Below are 19063 nucleotides of genomic sequence, written 5' to 3' on the forward strand. Positions count from 1 at the left end.
CTTATTCCTCCCCTAAATATTGTTTCCACAGGCTTGCATAAAGTGGCTCTTCCATCAGTTCTTCATGTTTACCCTTGGCTATAATTTGACCTTTATCGATTAGAATTATTTGGTGTGCCTGCTTGATTGTATTTAACCTATGAGCAACCATCACAAGATTTTTCCCCTTTACTAGATTCGATATTGCTTCTTGGATGAGAGCTTCATTTTCAGGATCGGCATAAGCTGTCGCCTCATCCAAAATAATGGTTGATGCAGGTTTCAAAATTGCTCTTGCAAGGGTTATCCGTTGTCTTTCACCGCCTGACATTGCTCCTCCTGCTTCTCCTGCTTTGGTATCATACCCCTTAGGAAGTGCCATAATAAAGTCATGGCAATGAGCAGCTTTTGCCGCCGCAATAATTTCATCTTCGGTTGCATTAGGCTTGCCAAGACGAATATTGTCTCTAATACTTACGTCGAAAAGAAAGTTATCTTGTGAGACAAATGAGATTTCTTCAGCAAGCTGCTTAAATGAAATATTCTTTGTATCAACATTACCAATGGAAATTTTACCCGATGACTGATCCCAAAAGCCTGCTAAAAGCTTTGCAATTGTAGATTTTCCGCCACCTGAAGGTCCGACAAGCGCAGTCACTTCTCCAGGACTTGTTTCAAAAGAAATGTTATGCAATACCTCAGTTCCGTCATGATAAGAAAAACTTACATTATCAAATTTTATCCCCTTGCCCCTATCTATAGTAACTTTATTTTCTACATCAGGACGTTTTTGGACAGGCATATCAAGCAATTCTTGTATGGATACCCAAGTATTAGAAGCCATCTGAAAAACTTCAAAACTCATCATGATTGCAAAAGCCTGTGGAAGAATAGTAAATGGCAGAATAAGTGATAAAAGCAATGTTTCAATGCCTATTTGCCCGTTTCCATATAAATAGAAAGCTAAAGGCAAGCTCACTATCTGTGGTGTCATCATTGCTGCCATCATCAGTGCTTTGCCAAACCAGCTTTGCTTCCACCATTTCATCGTTGAAAAATGGTAGAATTTTACCGCATCAGCAAATTTACCATACGAAGCTTTGTCTTGTGCAAAGGCTTTGATTACAGGAATTCCACGAACATATTCCGCACTTCTGTCGGCAACATTAGCATAACTTGATAACCACACCGCCATTCTACTACGGTATTTATACATCATTGTAATCATCCCGACAAAAATAATTGGTAGCGGCACAAATATTGATAATCCTATACGCCAATCTAAATAAAACAAAATAACTGTGCAGAGTATCGGATGCAAAAGCTTGCTCGGTAGCTCCGGCATAATATGAGCTACCCAGTCTTCCATATCCGCTACTCGATCCATGATAATTACCTTAATTTTACCTACAGGATTATCCACCAAGTACCCCATTGGAATTACCTTTAATTTTTCAAACAAAGTCTGTCTGAGTTTTGCAAGTATGGAAAAAGAGGTTTTATGCGAAATGGTTGTGCTGAATCCTGAAAATATAAAGTAAAGAAGCAGTGATCCTATTGCAAAAAAAGCATATTTCATTAACGAGTGAAAGCCGACCGGATTACCCCCGGCATTTTTTATAAGCCATCCTGCTGCATAAGCACTAAAAAAATAGGTAGAAAAACTAAAAAGCTCTCCAATGCAGGCAAAAATAACAGAAATTCGCATCCTACCCTTATACTCAGGTGCTACACTCATAAGTGCTTTATTTAAACCACCCATACTGATTTTAGGTTTTTTTTCGCTTTGCTCTACATCACTTTCGATTCGCTGCATAATCTCATCAGGAACATCCAAGTTTAAACTCTCTACCTCTTTTATTAAATTTTTATTTTGCTTGAGTTTCTTGCTGTCCGAAGCAGAGCAAATCAACTCATCATTTTTTTTCTTCATTAACTCATCTCCTTTTCAGTTAGCTTATACTAACTATTAGTTTAAAAAAAATTACCTTATTTTACCTTTTTCATAACTATCAATAAACAGCTTTATTATTTCTATAAAAAACTCTCTATTATTTATAAAGCTATCCCTTGCCCCATCTAAGATTTCACAACCTAGTATAACTGTATTCATAAAAAATATTAAAAAGTCATTTGTGAGATATTCACACCCATCTTTCTTTGCAGCTTTAACTCCTATATATGTAGCCTTTAAGGATTCTTCGACCAAAATTGGGAACAAATTCTTTAGGTCATCATTGTTTTTCGTAGCCTGAAGATATATGGCATATACGCTCATGAGTTCACTTTCATCAAGTACTTTATCGACAATCATATGTGCTACAGCATTAGCATCTAACTCTCCCGAATACTCTGCCAGAACTTCATTAATCTTATCGACTCGATAAGCCATACCTTCTCGCATTAAATCATGTAATATTTCAACTTTATTTTTGTAATGGTAATACACACCTCCTCGAGAAAGCGAGGTTTCAACAATAATATCTTCCATTACCGCGTCAGCAAAACCCTTCCTTAAAAAAACCTTTTTAGCTGCATCTAATATTTCTTTTTTTCTGATTTGACTGACTTTCTGTTTTTTCCCTTCCAAAATATATACCTCTCTTTGTAAACAAAACTGACAAAACTGTCAGTTTTATTGTAGCATCATTTTAAGTTAGCGTCAACTAACTTTTTCGGAATACACTTTATGGTGACTTGTAATATGAAATGCAACAAATAAATAAAATAATCCATGGCTAATCTGATAAAGTGTTAATACCCACAAAAACACAAAGGAGAAGCCATGGATTAAGTATATTGTACCACGACTCGAGAAAAAGGAAGCCATTTAACTTATCAAGATCGTCAAACCTTAGAAAGGATGGTCATGGAGAATCACAGGAAACCTGCTAAGGAGAGAATATCAAAGAGTAAGATGGCAGAAATGCTTGGCGTTCATCGCTCAACAATCAGCCGAGAGCTCAAAAGGGGCGAAATCACGCAGCGTGATATCCTGTGGAAAGAATACACTTCCTATTGCGCCGATGTAACACAAGATCTCATTGATTCCAATACCACGGCAAAAGGTCCCTCTTTAAAGTTAGGTAAAGATCAGCTCTTCCATGATTTTGTTGAATACTGGATAATAGAGAAAAAGTATTCACCGGATGCGGTAATCATGAAGATCGAAAACGAAGGACTCTCTTTTGAAACCGAGATTTGTACAAAAACCCTCTACAACTACATCAGTAAAGGTTACTTCCTCAATCTGACAAATAGAAACTTACCCCGTAGAGGTAAAAAAGTCAAAAGAAGATATCAAGGAGCAGGAAATGTATTCAAAAGAACAACGAGAAACCGCATTGCAACTGCATGATGAGTTTCAATCAGTTACTAAAGTCATACAAAAGCTTGGCTATCCCAGTCGGCAAGGTATGTATAAATGGCTCCGGGGACGCTCAAATCCTCCTGAGGATAAAGCAGAGCGCAAAAGGATAAACAACTCTAAAGAGCATCCTTTGCATCCTTCTGTAGAGACCAAGTTCGCAATTTTAGAGCGTTGTTTTATGAAGGGCGAAAACGTACAATTGGTTTCTGAGGAAACCGGTTATAGTCGGACATCAATCTACAGATGGAGAAAACTATATGTATCACAGGGAGTAGCCGCACTAATGAATGAAAAAGATAGACCAAGAGGAGAACCGGAAGAGGGCCCCAGGCCTCAAAGGATGAAATAGTAGAGCTAAAACAGCAAATGCTCGAAATGCAAATGGAGATAGATATCTTGAGGGAGACGATCAAAGTCATAAAAAAAGACCCGGGCGTCAACCGGAAAAACCTGAACAACAGGGAAAAGACAACGATCGTTGACGCCTTAAAGAACCGCTACTCGTTGTCGCAATTGCTGTCAATCCTGCATCTTTCTCGGAGCAGCTATTATTATCAAGAGGAAACACGCAAGAAGCCGAATAAGTATACTCGCTTAAGAGTTCGTATTGCAGAGCTCTTTGCCGAAAATCGAAAGTGTTACGGTTATCGTCGCATTCATGCTTTGCTTCAGCGTGAGGGCATTACCGTTTCAGATAAGGTTGTCCGCCGTATCATGAGCGAAGAAAATCTTGTAGTTACCGTAAAAAGGCGGAGGAAGTACAACTCCTATCAGGATGAGGTTTCCCCGGCTGTTCCTAATTTAATCCGGAGCGACTTCCATGCAGAGCAACCGAATAGCAAATGGCTTACTGATATAACAGAATTTGCCATACCGGCCGGCAAAGTCTACCTGTCTCCAATCGTAGATTGCTTTGACGGTATGGTTTGCGCATGGTCAATCAGCGTCTCTCCGGACGTTAAACTAGTTAACGAGATGCTGGAGAAAGCAATAGACACTCTTCAGAGCGATGAGAATCCCACGGTCCATTCAGATCGTGGATGTCACTACCGTTGGCCGGGTTGGATTCAGCGTATGGATGAGGCGGGCCTTACTCGCTCCATGTCTAAAAAAGGCTGTACTGGCGACAATGCTGCTTGTGAAGGCTTTTTTGGAAGACTAAAAAAAGAGATGTTTTACAATAAGGATTGGCCAGGAGTCAACATATTTGAATTCATGCAGGAGCTTAATGATTATATTTCTTGGTATAATGAAGAGCGTATTAAAACGTCATTGGGAAATCTTAGTCCTGTAGAGTATAGGAGAAAACTTGGATTTGCTGCATAAAAACTGTCCAACTTTTTGTCCGCACCCCCGTACCTTTTTTAAATTTTATTCGTTTATTTCACCAGCAATATCTATATATTCTTTTAATTTTCGTTGTAATAAATTCTTGTCTATCAATTTTAGACAATTCATCTTCACCTATTTATATATCCAAATGGTGCTCTGTATTAAGTTTGGATAATAGAGTTACCGTCTCCACATGAACTGTTCCGGGGAACTGGTCAAAGGCGCAGAGTTTTTCCACCCGATAGCCATTTTCCACGAATTGGTCCAAGTTGTCTTTTTGTGTCTTGGGGTTGCAGGAGATGTAGACGATCTTCTCGGCCTGGGCCTTGAGGATGTTTTTCATGGCCTGGGGCAAAAGGCCCACTCTCGGCGGGTCTACCAGGATGGTATCCACCTGACCTTGGTAGTCTTCCAGGGCTTTTCCCACGTCATCGCAGACAAAGGTGATGTTGTCCAGCTTGTTTTTCTTGGCCATTTCTCGGGCATTGTCTACGGCGTCTTGAACGATTTCTACGGCATAGACGCTTTGGGCTTGGCTGGCCAGGATTTGGGCCAGGGTTCCTGTACCGGAGTAGAGGTCAAAGATGGATTTTCCCTGGGTTTGGCCGGCATAGTCCAGGGCTTTTTGGTAGATTTTTTCCACTCCCAGGGGGTTGGGTTGGAAGAAGGAAAAGGGGGTGATTTTAAAGTCCAGGCCCAGGAGTTTTTCATGGATGCCGTCGTCTCCCTTGACGTGGATGAGTTGGTCGCAAATGACGGCGTCTCCGGCCTGGTCGTTGATGGTGTGGTAGATGGAGGAGATGGTGCAGTCCAGGTCTAGATCTTCCAAGCCTTGGATATAGTCTTCCAGGTAGATTTGTCCCTGGGACCGGGTGACCAGGTTGACCATGATCTTTTTTTCTCGAAAGCTTTTTCTCAAGACCAGGTGGCGGAGGGTGCCTTCCTTGGACATGCGGTGGTAGTAGGGGACTTTTCTTTCCCGGTAAAATTCTTGGGTATAGGCCCGGATTGTTTCGAAGTCTTCCGGGGCAATGCGGCAGCCTGTGGTGTCGACGATTTCGTGCATATGGAAGCGGCGGTGGAGGCCTAGAACCAGGGGGCCTCCCTTGACTTGGTCACCAAAGGTGTATTCCATCTTGTTGCGGTAGTGGTTATGGTCGGAGGCTTCTTCCAAGTGGCTATCTTGGGTCCAATAGTCTTGGTAGAGGTCTTTGAGCTGGGCTTCCTTAAGGGCGTGTTGGATGTCATGGGGGGTTTTTTGGTAGATGCAACCGCCACACCGGCCATGGGCCGGGCAGCCGGGGTCGGTTTCATAGGGGGCATCTCCTAAAATTTGCCGGATCTTGGCCCGGGTATAGTTGGGCCGTTTTTTTATGGGGATGATTTCCACTTTTTGGCCGGGAAGGCCTCCCTTGAAGCGGAAAGTTTGGTCTTGGCCCTGGGCTTGGGACAGGTTGGGGTAATCGGTTTTTTCAATGGTTACTTCTTGGGGTTTCTTTTTAGCCAAGTTCGGTCTCCTTTAGTTCAATAAATGTCCAGACCCCGTCTTGGTAGAGGGCACAGGAAGGGGATCCATCTTTGGGCAGGGTGGTGGATCCGGGGTTTACAATGGTTAAGCCCTGTCTTTTTTCCAGCAGTTTTTTATGGCTATGGCCAAAGAGGAGGGTGTTGGCTCCTTTTTCTTTGGCCTTTTGGATTCTCTCTTCTAGGCTTTCTTCATAGCCATGGACGGCATAAATTTTCAGCTCTCCCCAATGGAAGAAGGCTTCTTTATGGTAGATGTCTTGCTGGGTTACCATGCAGTCTACATCGCTGTCGCAATTGCCTCGGATAAAGTGGATTTTTTTGCCTTCCAGGTAGCGGGCCAGTTGGGCCGGTTGGTAGCTGGCATGGATGGGGTTTCTGGGGCCATGATAGAGGACATCCCCCAGGTGGATGATGTGGTCACAGGGGCCCAGGGCCTCCAGGGCTCTTTTGCTTTGCTGGTAGGACCCATGTGTATCTGATAAAACGCCAATTTTCATTGTTTCACCTCTTTAGATTATTTTACTATGCCGGGCCGGAAACTTCCACTAAAAAAGCGACTCTTGAAGGTCCATTCAAAAGTCGCTTGGTCCCATGGAAGGGGCTTATTTTTTTAGGCCAATGTATTCTTTAATGTCGATGATGTCGCCATTGTCCATGTAGATTTTGATGTTGTAGCTGGTAATGACGGTGGCTCCTAGGCCAATAATGGCGATAAGGGGCTCAATGACAAAGGCAATGGCAGATACGTTTAAGCTGACGCTAAGGACGGTATCGCCCTTGCTGTTTTCTACCACCAGTCGGCTGGCATTTCCCTTGTGCCAAATGTCCTTAATGGCTTGGACGACTTGGTCTACAAAGTCTTGGGATTGCTTGTCGTCTTCCGGGCCTGTGGGGTCTTGGTCCTTGAAGCTTCCTTGACCTGCCTTGAGGTTTTCAATGGCTTGGTCTGCATCTCCGTCTACATCTAAAAGAGCTTGGCGGACTTCTTCATAACTTTTTCCTGTGGCTGCCATAACATAGTCGATTTTTTCTATTGTAATCATGGGCTTCCTCCTTCTTTTATGCGTTTTCCTTACAAGCTTATTTTACCCCAATCTTCATGGCCTGAAAAGGACTTTTGATATTCTTTGACTTTTCTTTATCTTGTCTTAAAAGTCGGCATTGTTGTAGACAGTATAGCCTCCCGGGAAGATTTCTTCCAGGGCCTTAAGGTCGTCTGGAGCTGCTTGGGCCAGGCCCAGGTCTAGGAATTGTCGGAAGGAGATTTCTTTAAAGACCAGGGGAGCCAGGCAGGCTTGGGGCAGGTAGAAGCTATACTTGGGATTGGGAGATGTCCGGTAGACCTTGTCCTCTGTTCGAATTTCAATGGCGGCTTGGTCTTGGTAGTGGGCCTGGTAAAAGGCGCAGGGGTCCAGGATCTTGGCCATAAGACCAATGGCCTGGATATTGGTCTGGATGTAGCCGTTGGCAAAATAGTGGTGGGACTGGTCTGTGGGGTTGGTCATGATTTGTTCCAGGTTTTTTTGGTGGCTGAAAAAGTCCACATACCGGGCCTGGTCGGATTGGGCCCTTAGATGGCTCAAGACGCCCTGGATCCCCAGGGGATGGATGGACAAGAGATCGGACAGGACAATGGCGTTTTGGGTGTAGTTTTCCTCGTTAAGGGACTTCCAGTGGTATTTTCCATAGGCAATGAGTTTTTTGTCCAGGAAGGCCCCGATATAGATGTTTTTCAAGTCGTCTTGGAAGGCCTCTTCTTCAACAGCCAGAACCTGGGTCATGCCATGGAGAACTCCTGTGGCATTTTTCCGGAAGGTCAGGGCTTCTTGGGCCTTGATTTCTCTCACGGTGACTTGGTCGGGTTTTTGAGGCAGGTAGCTGGTTTGGACCTGGTATTGGTTCATCTTGCCCAAAAAGCCATAGCCAAACTTGTGGTAAAAGTCCGGTCTAAAGGGCAGGAGGAGGGCGGTGTGGTTGCCTCTTTCCAGGGCTGTTTTTTCAAAATAGGCCAGGAGCTGTCCGGCAAGGCCCCGTCTCTTGTAAAAGGGGTCTACCCCCAGGTAGCCAAAGCCCCCAACTTCTTCCATCTTGCCGAAGATGTTCATTTGAAAGAGGATGTGGCGCATGATGCCCACAACTTTTCCATCTTCAATGGCTCCGAAAAAGAGCTCTTCATTTTGGCTCTCCATCAAGGCTTGGACAGACTGGTCGTAGTCTTGGTAGCCTTGGGAGGAAAAGTCTCGGATGCTGGGATAGGACCGGTAAGAAATTTTCCGGTACTTGTCAAAATCTTGCAGGGTTAGTTGACGAATTTCCATTTTTTCTCCTTTTACCATCTGTTCAGATGGGTTTTTCTTCTCCATCAGGGTCCGGGCTTCCAAGTTTTTCTTTTTTCCCGGGCATTTCCATTAAGATGACACTGGCCAACATTAAAAAGGCCCCAAAATAGGCCCTGGGAAGGAGGACTTCCCCCAAGAGGATGTAGGCAAAGATACTGGCAAAAACAGGTTCCAGGGAAAAAATCACCCCTACATGGCTGGCTGTCGTATGTCTTTGGGCCAGGGTTTGGAGGATAAAGGCCAGGCCTGTACAGAAAACAGAAAGAAAGATTAGGGCAAACCAGGTAAAGCCCGTCCTTGGAATCCCCGGTTTTTCAAAAATCATCATTAGGACCAGGTTAATCAGACCTACAAAGAGGAATTGGTAGGCGCTGAGGCTAAAGGCGTCTTGGGGGGACTTTCGCACGGTCCTTTCCGTATAGAGGAGGTGGTTGGCATAGGCCACAGCAGCCAAGATAGATACCATGTCCCCCTTTAGAGTGGACATCTGGATCTTAAAGTCCTCTCCCAGGGTCAAAAAGGCAATCCCGATAAAGGAGACAATAACGCAAAAAATGGTCCTTTTACTGGGGGCCTTGCCATAGTAGAGGGTGGCAAAAAGAGGGGTAAAGATCACCATCAAGCTACACAAAAAGGCCGTATTGGACAGGCTGGTGTACTTGACCCCCATGGTGGAGCCAAAGTAAACGCAAGACAAGATGGCCCCCATGATAAAACTATGCTTTAAAATATCCCCCCTTAAGGGCGCCATCCGGCCCCGCCCCAGGGCCAGGGCAAAAGCAAAGGCGATGAAAAATCGGTAGACATTTTGCCCGTAAACCCCCAGGTCCTCCATGACAATATCCACCAAATAATAAGACAGGCCCCAAGTCAAGGCAACAAAAAGAAGACTCAGGTCCGCCTTTAACATCTTACTCATAAAAATCCCCCCTATTGACTAATATTTTACTAGATAAAGGTGGATTTTTCCAGATTTTTGCCAAAATCCCTGTCATAAAAGATAAAAAGGAAGGGGCTCCCTTCCTTTAAAATCTTCCTAGGCCCTTTTTCTTTATGGCCTTCTTATTTACTTTTGTCCCTTCTTGGTCCAGACAAAGTTCTTATCTAAATTGTAGAGCAGGCCTGCCAGCTCTCCCCGCGTGGCCCCCTTCTTGGGTAGGAACTTCCCTTGGGGCGTTCCGGAAACCAATTGACCCACCACGGCATTATAGACCGGTTCTTTGGCCCAAGAGTCAATGTCCTTGTCGTCCTTAAAGCGGTCTGGCAAGAGCAGGACCATGGGCTGGTCTTTTAATTGAAAGACATAGCGGGAGATGATGGCAGCCATTTCTTGCCGGGTAATTTCTTGGTCCGGCCTAAAGGTCCCATCTTCAAAGCCGCTAACAACCTTGTTGGCCGCTGCCCAGTTGACATATTTACCATACCAGCTGTCGGCTTGGACATCCTTAAAGGCATTTTTGTCCGTCCCCTTTAAGGGGGCTAATTTTTCTTCAAAGCGACCCAGGCTGGCTACCAGCATGGCCCGGGTAACCTTGCCATCGGGGTCAAACTTGGTCTTGGAAATTCCCGAAAAGAGACCCATTTTGACTGTGTAGGCAATTTTAGCCTTGGCCCAGTGCTTATCAATATCTGTAAAAGCAGGAGCCTCTTCCTTGCTATTTTTTGCCAAACTTGCAGACCCTTGTACCAGGGCCGGATGAATGACAGAAGTCAAAAAAATTCCGGCAGCTAAAGTTACAGCGAATAATCTTTTTTCTTTCATTGTTTCCTCCTTAAACTATTTATTGCTAAAAAATCCTCTTGCTTTTTTGGGCAGACCCTTAAAGGGCCCCTCCATCAGGGCATTAAAATCCTGGATCTTTTCCGGGGTTAGAGCATCTTTAGGTAGGTAAAAGCCCGTATTCTTCCCCAATTGGAAAATATAGAGATTTTGGCTTGTAAAGATGCGTTCAATATTTTTATAGTCAATCCTTAGGTGGCTTTGACCCTGGTGGATTTCCAGGTAGTCCTCAAAAAAGCGCACCAGGACCTTGTCTTCTTCCCCTACTGCAGCCTTGACCTGGTCCTTGTATTCCTTTAGGGTCAGAGGAAGGATGAAAATAGCCACAGCCAGGGAGATCAGCCCTGCTGTTACAAGACTTCCGGCAGCTAGGATTCTTCCATCCCGGTAGAAGAGAAAGGAAAATACCAGACCTGTCAGGCCAACCAGGTAGGACCATTGGATCAGGCGCTTTAAGAGGGCCTTTAAAAATTCCTTGCTGTAGGCCTCTTGGTTTTCGTAAAATACACTCAGTTTCATAAGTCCTCCTTATAGTTCCATTATACAGGTTAATCTGTGTTAAAAAAGTTAAAGTTTCTTAAAGGAAAGATGTCAGATTCGTGTCAGCTTCTTTATACAGCTTATCAAAGACTTGTCTAAACCCCTTGTCTTTCGCCAGTTTTTTAATTAAGATAGAAAAAAAGGAGGTTGGTCATGAACTGTTTAGGAAATATAATCTGGTTGGTTTTTGCTGGCTTTTGGCAGGCCCTAGCCTGGTTTTTTGTGGGACTTTTGTGGTCGGTTACCATCGTCGGAATCCCCGTTGGACTCCAGTGCTTTAAGCTGGCCCGGCTCTCCCTGTGCCCCTTTGGCAAGGAAGTGGTCCAGGGGCCCAAGGACCACCTGGTCTTGAACCTCCTGTGGTTGATCTTCGGAGGCCTCCAGCTGGCCCTGGCCTTTCTAGTCCACGGCCTGGCCCTTTGTATCACCATTATCGGCATCCCCTTTGGCCTCCAATGTTTTAAACAGGCTCGCTTGGCCCTCTTCCCCTTTGGAGCCTCCATCCAATAAAAGGCCGGTTGACTTTTTTAAAATAAAATGATAATCTTTGTATAAATGAATAGGTTTTCTAAGTTCCCTATGGTCGCCATGGGGCTAAGATGGAATTCGGTGCAAATCCGAAACGGTCACGCCGCTGTAACTGATAGGTTGGTCTTGTTTACCACTGGATAGCTTGCTATTTGGGAAGGTAGACCAAGCGTAGTCAGAAGTCAGAATACATGCTTAGGAGGAAATTTTGTCGCGTGGTATCGATGTGAAATTTTTTATCTTATGTCAAGAAAGACTTGAGGCATAGGCGGTTCCAGCCTGTGCTTTTTTTATTGGTCTTTTGGAAAGGAGTCCCATGCATTCTTATGCATATAGCTCAAAAAGAAAGGAGAAGTGCAAAAAATGAAAAATACTATGGCTAAGATTCCTGCTTCTTTGCCCAATGGGAGGGTCTTAAATGATTAAAGACTATTGGACCAAGGCCAGCTCTGACTACAGCGACTTAATCGACGAGGAAATGCAAAAGTCCTACAAGGACAAGTGGCTAAATTTTATCCTGGATGAAATCAAGGACCTGGAAGGCCCCTTGGAAATTTTAGACATTGGGACGGGCCCCGGCTTTTTCCCCTTGATCCTTTCTTCCAAAGACCGCCACCTGACAGGGATTGACCTAACCGAAGCCATGATTGAAGAGGCCCAAAAGAAGCTCCAAGCCTTCCATGTGGACGCTGATCTTTTTATCATGGACTGCCAAGAAACCACTTTTCCCGACCAGAAGTTTGACTGCATCATCTGCCGGAACCTGGTCTGGACCCTGCCAGACCCGGAAAAGGCCTACAAGGAGTGGTTTCGGATTTTAAAACCCGGTGGACAACTTCTCATTTTTGACGGGTCTTGGTACATCCACCACTTTGACCCTAGTGCCAAGGAAAAATACCAGGCCTTAAAGGACTATGTGAAAAAAACCTACGACATAGACGTCTACCCTTACGGGGACAAGGAAACAAATCCAGATGACTATGAATTGATGAAGATCACTTTTTTAAGTGACAAGGCCCGGCCGGCATGGGATGAAAAAACCCTGACTTCTATGGGCTTTACCGTAGACAAGGTCTTGGAAGACTACCTGGACTTCCTGGTAGGTAAGGAAGAACGCCTGGCAAGAGGCGACATTAGCCCTGTCTTTTTCATCAAGGCCAGCAAGTAAATCTAAGCATAAGAAAACTCCAGCCTAGGCTGGAGTTTTTTATTGGTATTGTCTTTTTTGCCCTTGGAAGTAGGCTTCATCAATGAGGCCACCTCCCAGGCACTCTTGTCCTTGGTAGAAGACCACGGCCTGGCCTGGTGTGACACCCCGAACCTGGTCTTTGAAGTGAACCAGGGCCTTATCTCCCCTTAGGTCCACATGGGCGGGAACGTCTTTTTGCCGGTAGCGGACCTTGACGGTACAGTCAAAGCTGTCTGCTGGGGCTTGACCTTGGATAAAGTTCAGGTCGCTGGCCAGGCAGGAATCGGAAAAGAGGTTGGGGTGGTTTTTCCCTTGGCCCACGTAAAGGGTCTTGGTCTTTAGGTCCTTGCCAATGACAAACCAGGGTTCTCCACTTTCTCCTCCACCACCTATGCCCAGGCCTTGGCGTTGGCCTATGGTGTAGTACATGAGGCCATTGTGCTTGCCCATGACCTTGCCATCCAGGGTCACCATCTGACCCGGTTGGTTGGGAAGGTAGTTGGCCAAAAATTCGTTAAAATTTCTCTCTCCGATAAAGCAAACTCCAGTGGAGTCTTTTTTATCTGCCGTTGCCAGGTCCAGGTCCTTGGCTATGGCTCGAACCTGGGCCTTGGTCAGATCTCCAATGGGGAAGATGGCCTTTTGCAATTGGTCCTGGGAGAGTTGGGAGAGGAAGTAGGTTTGGTCCTTGTTGTCATCTGCTCCTCTTAAGAGGTGGACCTTGCCCTCTGAGTCCCGGCTGGTTTGGGCATAGTGGCCCATGGCAATGTAGTCGGCTCCCAGGTTCATGGCCGAGTCTAAAAAGGCCTTAAACTTGATTTCCTTGTTGCACATGACATCGGGATTGGGGGTCCGGTCTTTTTTATACTCATTTAAAAAGTAGCTAAAGACCCGGTCCCAGTATTCTTTTTCAAAATTAATGGAATAGTAGGGTATGTCCAGTTGGTCGGCCACTCGGGCCACATCTTCATAGTCTCTTTCTGCGGTACAGACTCCAGATTCATCGGTGTCGTCCCAATTTTTCATAAAAAGGCCGATGACGTCATAGCCTTTTTTCTTCAATATATAGGCGGCAACAGATGAGTCTACGCCGCCGCTCATTCCTAGTATTACACGCATCTTTATCTCCTTAAGCTTTAACCAGGGCTTGGACCAGCTGGTCTATTTCTTCCAGGGTGTTTTCTCGTCCAAAGGACAGGCGGATGCTTTCCAATCCCCTATCAGGGTCTTGGGGGTAGATGCTTTCAATGACCCGGCTGGGGCCCAGGGCTCCTGCAGAACAGGCAGACCCTGCTGATACATAGATATCCTCCATGTCCAATTTCATCAATAATTCTTGGGCCGGGACCCCCTTGATCCAGAGGTTTAGAATCTTTGGCGATTCTTGGGCCAGGTGGTTGACTGCAAAGTCCAGGCCTCCTTGGCTTAAGCCCTGGATGCAGGCTTCTTTTAAGGCCTGGCAGTGGGCTTGGTCTTCTTGGCTTCTTGTATAGGCAATCTCCAGGGCCTTGGCCAGGGCTTGGGCTCCCGGCACATCTACGGTTCCTGCCCTTAGGTTAAATTCTTGGCTCCCTCCCCGGTGGTAGGCCATAAGGGGGGCCTTGAGGTTTTTTGTGGCTAAAAAGCCCATGCCCTTGGGGCCATAGACCTTGTGGCCTGAACAGGTTAGGCTGGTATAGTAGGTGGACTTGAGGTCCACTTCCTCCAGGGCCATGGCTTGGACTCCGTCAATGTGGAAGTAGATATTCCGGTCCTTGGCCTCTTGGCCCAGCTGGGTCACAGGGAGGATGGACCCAGTTTCATTGTTGACGGCCATACAAATCCAGCCGCAAGTTTTTTCATTTGTGGCATCCAGGAAGTCTTGAACCTGGATGTTTCCATCCCTGGGGGCTACTTCTATGACCTTAAAGCCCAGGGTCTTGAGGTAGTCCAGGGTCTTGACTACGGCAGGGTGCTCCAGGCTGGTGGTTACAATTTCGTCCTGGCCAAAGGCCCTTCTATGGGCCAAAGACTGGCTCCATAGGGCCCAGTTATTGGATTCTGTGGCTCCGGACGTAAAGTAGATATTCCGGTCTCCCAGGCCAAAAATCCCGGCAATGTCTTCCCGGGCCTGGCGGAGCTTGCGACTGGCCTTTTTCCCCAGCCGGTAGGTACTGGAGGGGTTGCCATAGTCTTCTTTTAATTCTCGAATATAAAGTTCTAAAACCTCCCCATCAAGAGGGGTTGTAGCTGCATGGTCTAAGTAAATCATTTTATCACCTTTTTGTATTATACCACAGCCGGCTTCTTGGCGTTGGCTTGGGACCTATTTTTTTCTGTCATCGGACCTGGTCTGTGGTACAATAAGGGGGAAAGGACTGATTGAATTGGCATATTTCTTAGCCCTAGATGCTGGCACCACCAGCAACCGGGCCCTTATCTTCAAGGAAGACGGCCAGGTTGTTACCATGGCTCAAAAGGAGTTCCCCCAATACTTTCCCCAACCGGGCTGGGTGGAGCAAAACCCCATTGATATCTACTCCACCATGTCGGGGGTGGCAGCTGAAGCCTTGGCCAAGGCCTCTCTCGCCGCAGAAGACCTGGAGTGTATCGGGATCACCAACCAAAGAGAAACTACCATTTTGTGGGACAAGAAAACAGGCCTTCCTGTCCACAACGCCATTGTTTGGCAGTGCCGCCGGACTGCTCCCTTAGCCGATGCCTTAAAAGAGGCCGGCTATGTGGATATGATTTTGGGAAAAACCGGTCTGGTGGTGGATGCTTATTTTTCCGCCACAAAAATTAAATACCTCCTGGACAAAATTCCCGGCCTGAGAGACAGGGCAAAAAAAGGAGAAATCGCCTTTGGGACAGTGGATTCTTACCTCATGTACCAATTAAGCGAGGGACGGATCCATAAGACCGACGTGTCCAATGCCTGCCGGACCATGCTCTTTAACATCCATAGCAAGACCTGGGACCAAGAGCTTTTGGACCTCCTGGATATCCCCCGGGAAATCCTGCCGGAGGTCTGTCCTTCCGCTGGCTATTTCGGATCGACCTCTCCCTCCTTCCTGGGTCACGAACTTCCCATTACTGGGGTCTTGGGAGACCAACAGGCGGCTCTTTTTGGCCAATCCTGCCTGGAAGCCGGAGAGGCCAAGGCCACCTATGGCACCGGGGCCTTTGTCTTGATGAATACAGGACCAGACCCAATTATCTCTAAGAATGGTCTCTTGACTTCCATTGCCTGGGATATCCAGGGTCAGACTTCCTATGCCCTGGAGGGGTCCATCTTTGTGGCAGGGTCTGCCGTCCAATGGCTCCGAGACCAAATGGGCTTTATGGCCTATGCCGAAGAATCGGAAAAAATGGCTCTTTCTGTCCAGGATTCCAATGGGGCCATTGTGGTTCCTGCCTTTACCGGCCTGGGGGCCCCCTATTGGAACCCCTATTGCCAGGGAAGTATTTTCGGCTTGACTCGGGGAGTCAATAAAAACCACCTGGTCCGGGCCACCTTGGAGGCCATTGCCTACCTAACCCATGATGTGGTCCAGGCCATGCAAGAGGACAGTGGCTTAAAGAGAAAGCTCTTAAAGGTAGATGGAGGCGCTTCCAACAACAACTTTCTCATGCAGACCCAGGCAGACCTCTTACAAATCCCCGTCTTACGGCCCAAGTGTACGGAAACAACAGCCCTGGGAGCCTTTCTCATGGCAGGTCTGGGGTCCGGTTATTTTAAGGGCTTGGATGAAATTCAAAAAATCTGGCAAAAGGACCGGGAATTTCTCCCTGCCCTGGCTCCGGAAGAGAGACAAGTGGGCCTGGACCGTTGGCACAAGGCCGTCAACCACTGCTTGAATTTTAACCTGTAAATCCTTGTCACAGGAGGGATTCAATGGTATATTTTAAAGGAGCTTACAATGGATTTTAACCCCCATGTCTACCCCTATTCCTCCCGGCGCCCAGTGGTTTATGGCCGGGCCATGACCGCCTCTTCCAACCCCTTGACGTCTCAAGTGGGCCTGGATATCTTAAGAGACGGAGGAAATGCCGTAGATGCTGCTTTGGCCATGGCGATAGCCATGACCGTCTTGGAGCCCACCTGCAATGGTCTGGGGTCGGACCTTTTTGCCCTGGTCTACAAGGATGGACGGCTCCATGGCCTCAATGCCTCAGGCTATGCCCCTGGCAGGGCAAACCCAAAAACTTACCGAGACCTAGGCCATGACCAGGTCCCCAGCTTCGGGCCTTTGTCCATTAATATTGGCGGAGCTGTAGATGGGTGGATTTCCCTGTCCCAACGCTTTGGCAAACTTCCCTTCCGGGAAGTCTTTCAACCGGCCATCTCCTATGCCCGGGAGGGCTACCCGGTATCGGAAACTGTCTCTGTCCTTTGGGAGAAAGAGTTTGAAAAATACCGGGGCCTAGACCTGGACCTAGGTCCCCTTTTTGACCTTTACGGGATCAGTCAAGAGGCCCCCAAGGCCGGTGCAGTTTATAAAAATACAAACTTGGCCCAAAGCCTGGACCTCATTTCCAGGACCCAGAGGGGGGAATTTTATGAGGGAAGCCTGGCCCATGGTTCTGCCCAGTACATACAGGACCAGGGAGGCCTGGTGGATTTTGAAGACTACAAAAACTACCACTGCTTCTGGACAGACCCCCTTGCCATCAACTACCGGGGATATGATATCCATGAGCTTCCTCCCAACGGCCATGGCATCAGCGTCTTAATGGCCCTGGGAATTTTAGACCAAGCCCCCCTAGGCCGGAAAGAGGACTTTTTACACCGGCAAATTGAAGCCACCAAGTTGGCCATGTCCCTGGCTCGGGACTATGTCTGTGACCCAGACTTCCTGCCCCGGCCCTGCCAGGATCTCTTAAGTCCCGGCTATCTCCAGGACTTGTCTACAAGGCTCACAAACCGGGCCCAAGACTTTTCCTGCCTGCCTTCCAGTCCCTCTACCGTCTATTTGACGGCTGCCGACCCAGAAGGCGCCATGGTAAGCCTGATCCAATCCAACTACGACGGCTTTGGCTCGGGCCTGGTCCACCCGGATTTTAGTATCAGCTACAACAACCGGGCAGCAAATTTCGTCCTGGACCCCAACCATCCCAATTGCCTGGGGCCCAGAAAGAGGTCCTACCACACCATTATTCCGGGATTTATTACAAAAGATGGCCAAGCAGTGGCCAGCTTTGGCGTCATGGGGGCCTTTATGCAGCCCCAGGGCCATGTCCAGGTCCTGTCCAATTTAATTGACCAGGGCCTCAACCCCCAAGCAGCCTTAGACTGTCCCCGTTGGCAGTGGCTGGGGGCAAAGACCTTGGAAGTTGAAGGAGACTTCCCTCCCCAACTCATAAAAGACCTCATGGACCGGGGTCATGACCTGACCCTGGCCAAGGACTCTTATGCCATGGGTCGGGGGCAAATTATTTTACGTTTAGCAAATGGCATCTACTGTGGAGGCACAGAAAAAAGAACCGATGGCCATATTGCCGTCTTCTAGGCCTGGTTAAAAAGTTGCCTTTTGGGTATATAGAAAAAAGATATGAACAAAGAAAGGATGTAGTCATGAATCAAGAAATGAAGGAACGGATACAAAATGGTAAGGGCTTTATTGCCGCTTTAGACCAAAGTGGTGGAAGTACACCAACTGCCCTAAAACGCTATGGTGTTATGGAAGATGCCTATTCCAACGAAGAAGAAATGTTTGACCTGGTCCACCAAATGCGGACCCGGATTATTACCAACCCCGCCTTTACCAAGGACCATATTCTGGGGGCCATTCTCTTTGAACGAACCATGGATTCTGAAATCCAAGGTAAGCCAACAGCAGACTACTTATGGGAAGAAAAGGGTATTGTTCCTTTCTTGAAAATAGACAAGGGCCTTGCCGAGCTTGAAAACGGCGTCCAAAGAATGAAACCTAACCCGGGCCTGGATGCCCTTTTAGACAAGGCCATTGAAAAACACATCTTCGGAACCAAGATGCGCAGCGTCATCCAAGCCTACAACGAAGAAGCCATTGTGGGCATAGTGGACCAACAATTCGACCTGGCCCGTCAAATTATTGCAAAGGGTCTTGTTCCCATTGTGGAACCGGAAGTCTCCATCGACTCCCCGGAAAAAGAAGAGTGTGAAGCCCTTTTGGTCAAGGAATTAAAAAGACACCTGGACCAATTGGAAGAAGGCCAAGAAGTCCTCTTAAAATTAACCCTACCAAATATCGAAAACCTATATAGAGAACTCACCAAGCATCCTAGAGTTTTAAGAGTTGTGGCCCTATCCGGTGGCTATAGCCGGGAAGAAGCCAATGACCGACTGGCTAAAAATGCAAATGTCATCGCCTCCTTCTCCAGGGGCTTAACCGAAGGCCTCTCCAAGCAACAAAGCGATGAAGAATTTACCAAGACCTTGGAAGAATCCATCCAAGAAATCTACGAAGCCTCAATGGAATAAAAAGTCAAAGACTCCCGGCCCAGGCCAGGAGTCT

General features: G+C 46.9%; 19 protein-coding genes and 1 riboswitch. Of the genes, 8 read left to right on the top strand and 11 right to left on the bottom strand.

The window, feature by feature from the left end:
* Position 1 precedes the first annotated feature (1 nt).
* Both BQ7400_RS07830 and BQ7400_RS07835 read right to left on the bottom strand, forming a co-directional pair.
* Positions 2 to 1912 (bottom strand): ABC transporter ATP-binding protein, encoded by a 1911-nt coding sequence (locus tag BQ7400_RS07830; protein WP_072470063.1) that lies wholly within the window; start codon positions 1910 to 1912, stop codon positions 2 to 4.
* A 51-nt stretch (positions 1913 to 1963) separates the two neighbouring features.
* Complete coding sequence (locus BQ7400_RS07835) at positions 1964 to 2569, bottom strand: TetR/AcrR family transcriptional regulator (RefSeq protein WP_034437969.1); 606 nt, start codon at positions 2567 to 2569, stop codon at positions 1964 to 1966.
* A gap of 327 nt (positions 2570 to 2896) precedes the next feature.
* Here BQ7400_RS07835 and BQ7400_RS07840 point away from each other — a divergent pair, with 327 nt between their 5' ends.
* Genes BQ7400_RS07840 through BQ7400_RS07850 form a run of 3 tightly spaced genes read left to right on the top strand, consistent with a single transcriptional unit; the run spans position 2897 to position 4675 of the window.
* Entirely contained in the window at positions 2897 to 3337 is a 441-nt protein-coding gene (locus BQ7400_RS07840; RefSeq protein ID WP_245759425.1) for a hypothetical protein, read from the top strand.
* Positions 3294 to 3698 carry a helix-turn-helix domain-containing protein gene (locus BQ7400_RS10715; protein WP_008901347.1) on the top strand — a complete coding sequence of 135 codons (405 nt, stop codon included), beginning with the start codon at positions 3294 to 3296 and terminating at the stop codon, positions 3696 to 3698. Before BQ7400_RS07840 ends, BQ7400_RS10715 begins: the two co-directional genes overlap by 44 nt.
* A 32-nt stretch (positions 3699 to 3730) precedes the next feature.
* Positions 3731 to 4675 (top strand): IS3 family transposase, encoded by a 945-nt coding sequence (locus BQ7400_RS07850; protein WP_425445227.1) that lies wholly within the window; start codon positions 3731 to 3733, stop codon positions 4673 to 4675.
* A gap of 142 nt (positions 4676 to 4817) precedes the next feature.
* On the opposite strand, the gene rlmD is transcribed toward BQ7400_RS07850, so the two are convergent.
* From rlmD to BQ7400_RS07885, 7 genes are all read right to left on the bottom strand, one after another.
* Positions 4818 to 6188, bottom strand: coding sequence for a 23S rRNA (uracil(1939)-C(5))-methyltransferase RlmD (gene rlmD / locus BQ7400_RS07855; protein WP_072470066.1), 1371 nt, complete (start codon positions 6186 to 6188; stop codon positions 4818 to 4820).
* Positions 6181 to 6705, bottom strand: a complete 525-nt coding sequence (yfcE, locus tag BQ7400_RS07860; protein ID WP_072470067.1) for a phosphodiesterase — start codon at positions 6703 to 6705, stop codon at positions 6181 to 6183. The genes rlmD and yfcE overlap by 8 nt, the downstream gene beginning before the upstream one ends.
* Positions 6706 to 6810: 105 nt before the next feature.
* A complete protein-coding gene (locus BQ7400_RS07865; protein WP_072470068.1) occupies positions 6811 to 7251 on the bottom strand; it encodes a DUF4342 domain-containing protein in 441 nt (146 codons plus the stop codon).
* A 105-nt stretch (positions 7252 to 7356) separates the two neighbouring features.
* Positions 7357 to 8526 carry a GNAT family N-acetyltransferase gene (locus BQ7400_RS07870; protein WP_165478669.1) on the bottom strand — a complete coding sequence of 390 codons (1170 nt, stop codon included), beginning with the start codon at positions 8524 to 8526 and terminating at the stop codon, positions 7357 to 7359.
* A gap of 22 nt (positions 8527 to 8548) precedes the next feature.
* On the bottom strand, positions 8549 to 9466 hold the full coding sequence (locus tag BQ7400_RS07875; RefSeq protein ID WP_072470070.1) for a DMT family transporter: 918 nt from the start codon (positions 9464 to 9466) through the stop codon (positions 8549 to 8551).
* A gap of 147 nt (positions 9467 to 9613) precedes the next feature.
* The gene (locus BQ7400_RS07880) at positions 9614 to 10309 is read right to left on the bottom strand and encodes an S-layer homology domain-containing protein (RefSeq protein ID WP_072470071.1); all 696 of its coding nucleotides are present in this window, start codon (positions 10307 to 10309) and stop codon (positions 9614 to 9616) included.
* Positions 10310 to 10324: 15 nt separating this feature from the next.
* Entirely contained in the window at positions 10325 to 10846 is a 522-nt protein-coding gene (locus BQ7400_RS07885) for a YcxB family protein (protein WP_072470072.1), read from the bottom strand.
* Between the two features lie 174 nt (positions 10847 to 11020).
* On the opposite strand from BQ7400_RS07885, the gene BQ7400_RS07890 reads away from it, so the two are divergent.
* Positions 11021 to 11377, top strand: coding sequence for a YccF domain-containing protein (locus tag BQ7400_RS07890; RefSeq protein WP_034437982.1), 357 nt, complete (start codon positions 11021 to 11023; stop codon positions 11375 to 11377).
* A gap of 43 nt (positions 11378 to 11420) precedes the next feature.
* Positions 11421 to 11608: riboswitch (cobalamin riboswitch) on the top strand.
* 205 nt (positions 11609 to 11813) lie between these two features.
* On the top strand, positions 11814 to 12563 hold the full coding sequence (locus BQ7400_RS07895; RefSeq protein ID WP_083553307.1) for a class I SAM-dependent methyltransferase: 750 nt from the start codon (positions 11814 to 11816) through the stop codon (positions 12561 to 12563).
* A gap of 39 nt (positions 12564 to 12602) precedes the next feature.
* Here BQ7400_RS07895 and mnmA read toward each other — a convergent pair whose 3' ends face one another.
* Positions 12603 to 13703, bottom strand: coding sequence for a tRNA 2-thiouridine(34) synthase MnmA (mnmA, locus tag BQ7400_RS07900; RefSeq protein WP_072470073.1), 1101 nt, complete (start codon positions 13701 to 13703; stop codon positions 12603 to 12605).
* Positions 13704 to 13713: 10 nt separating this feature from the next.
* Positions 13714 to 14835 (bottom strand): cysteine desulfurase family protein, encoded by a 1122-nt coding sequence (locus BQ7400_RS07905; RefSeq protein ID WP_072470074.1) that lies wholly within the window; start codon positions 14833 to 14835, stop codon positions 13714 to 13716.
* 115 nt (positions 14836 to 14950) lie between these two features.
* On the opposite strand from BQ7400_RS07905, the gene glpK reads away from it, so the two are divergent.
* From glpK to BQ7400_RS07920, 3 genes are all read left to right on the top strand, one after another.
* A complete protein-coding gene (glpK, locus tag BQ7400_RS07910) occupies positions 14951 to 16438 on the top strand; it encodes a glycerol kinase GlpK (RefSeq protein ID WP_072470075.1) in 1488 nt (495 codons plus the stop codon).
* A gap of 48 nt (positions 16439 to 16486) precedes the next feature.
* Positions 16487 to 18076, top strand: coding sequence for a gamma-glutamyltransferase family protein (locus BQ7400_RS07915; RefSeq protein WP_072470076.1), 1590 nt, complete (start codon positions 16487 to 16489; stop codon positions 18074 to 18076).
* 65 nt (positions 18077 to 18141) lie between these two features.
* A complete protein-coding gene (locus BQ7400_RS07920; RefSeq protein WP_034438000.1) occupies positions 18142 to 19029 on the top strand; it encodes a fructose bisphosphate aldolase in 888 nt (295 codons plus the stop codon).
* The last annotated feature ends 34 nt before the right edge of the window (positions 19030 to 19063 follow it).

Source organism: Urinicoccus massiliensis (assembly GCF_900120405.1).
GTDB lineage: Bacteria > Bacillota > Clostridia > Tissierellales > Peptoniphilaceae > Urinicoccus > Urinicoccus massiliensis.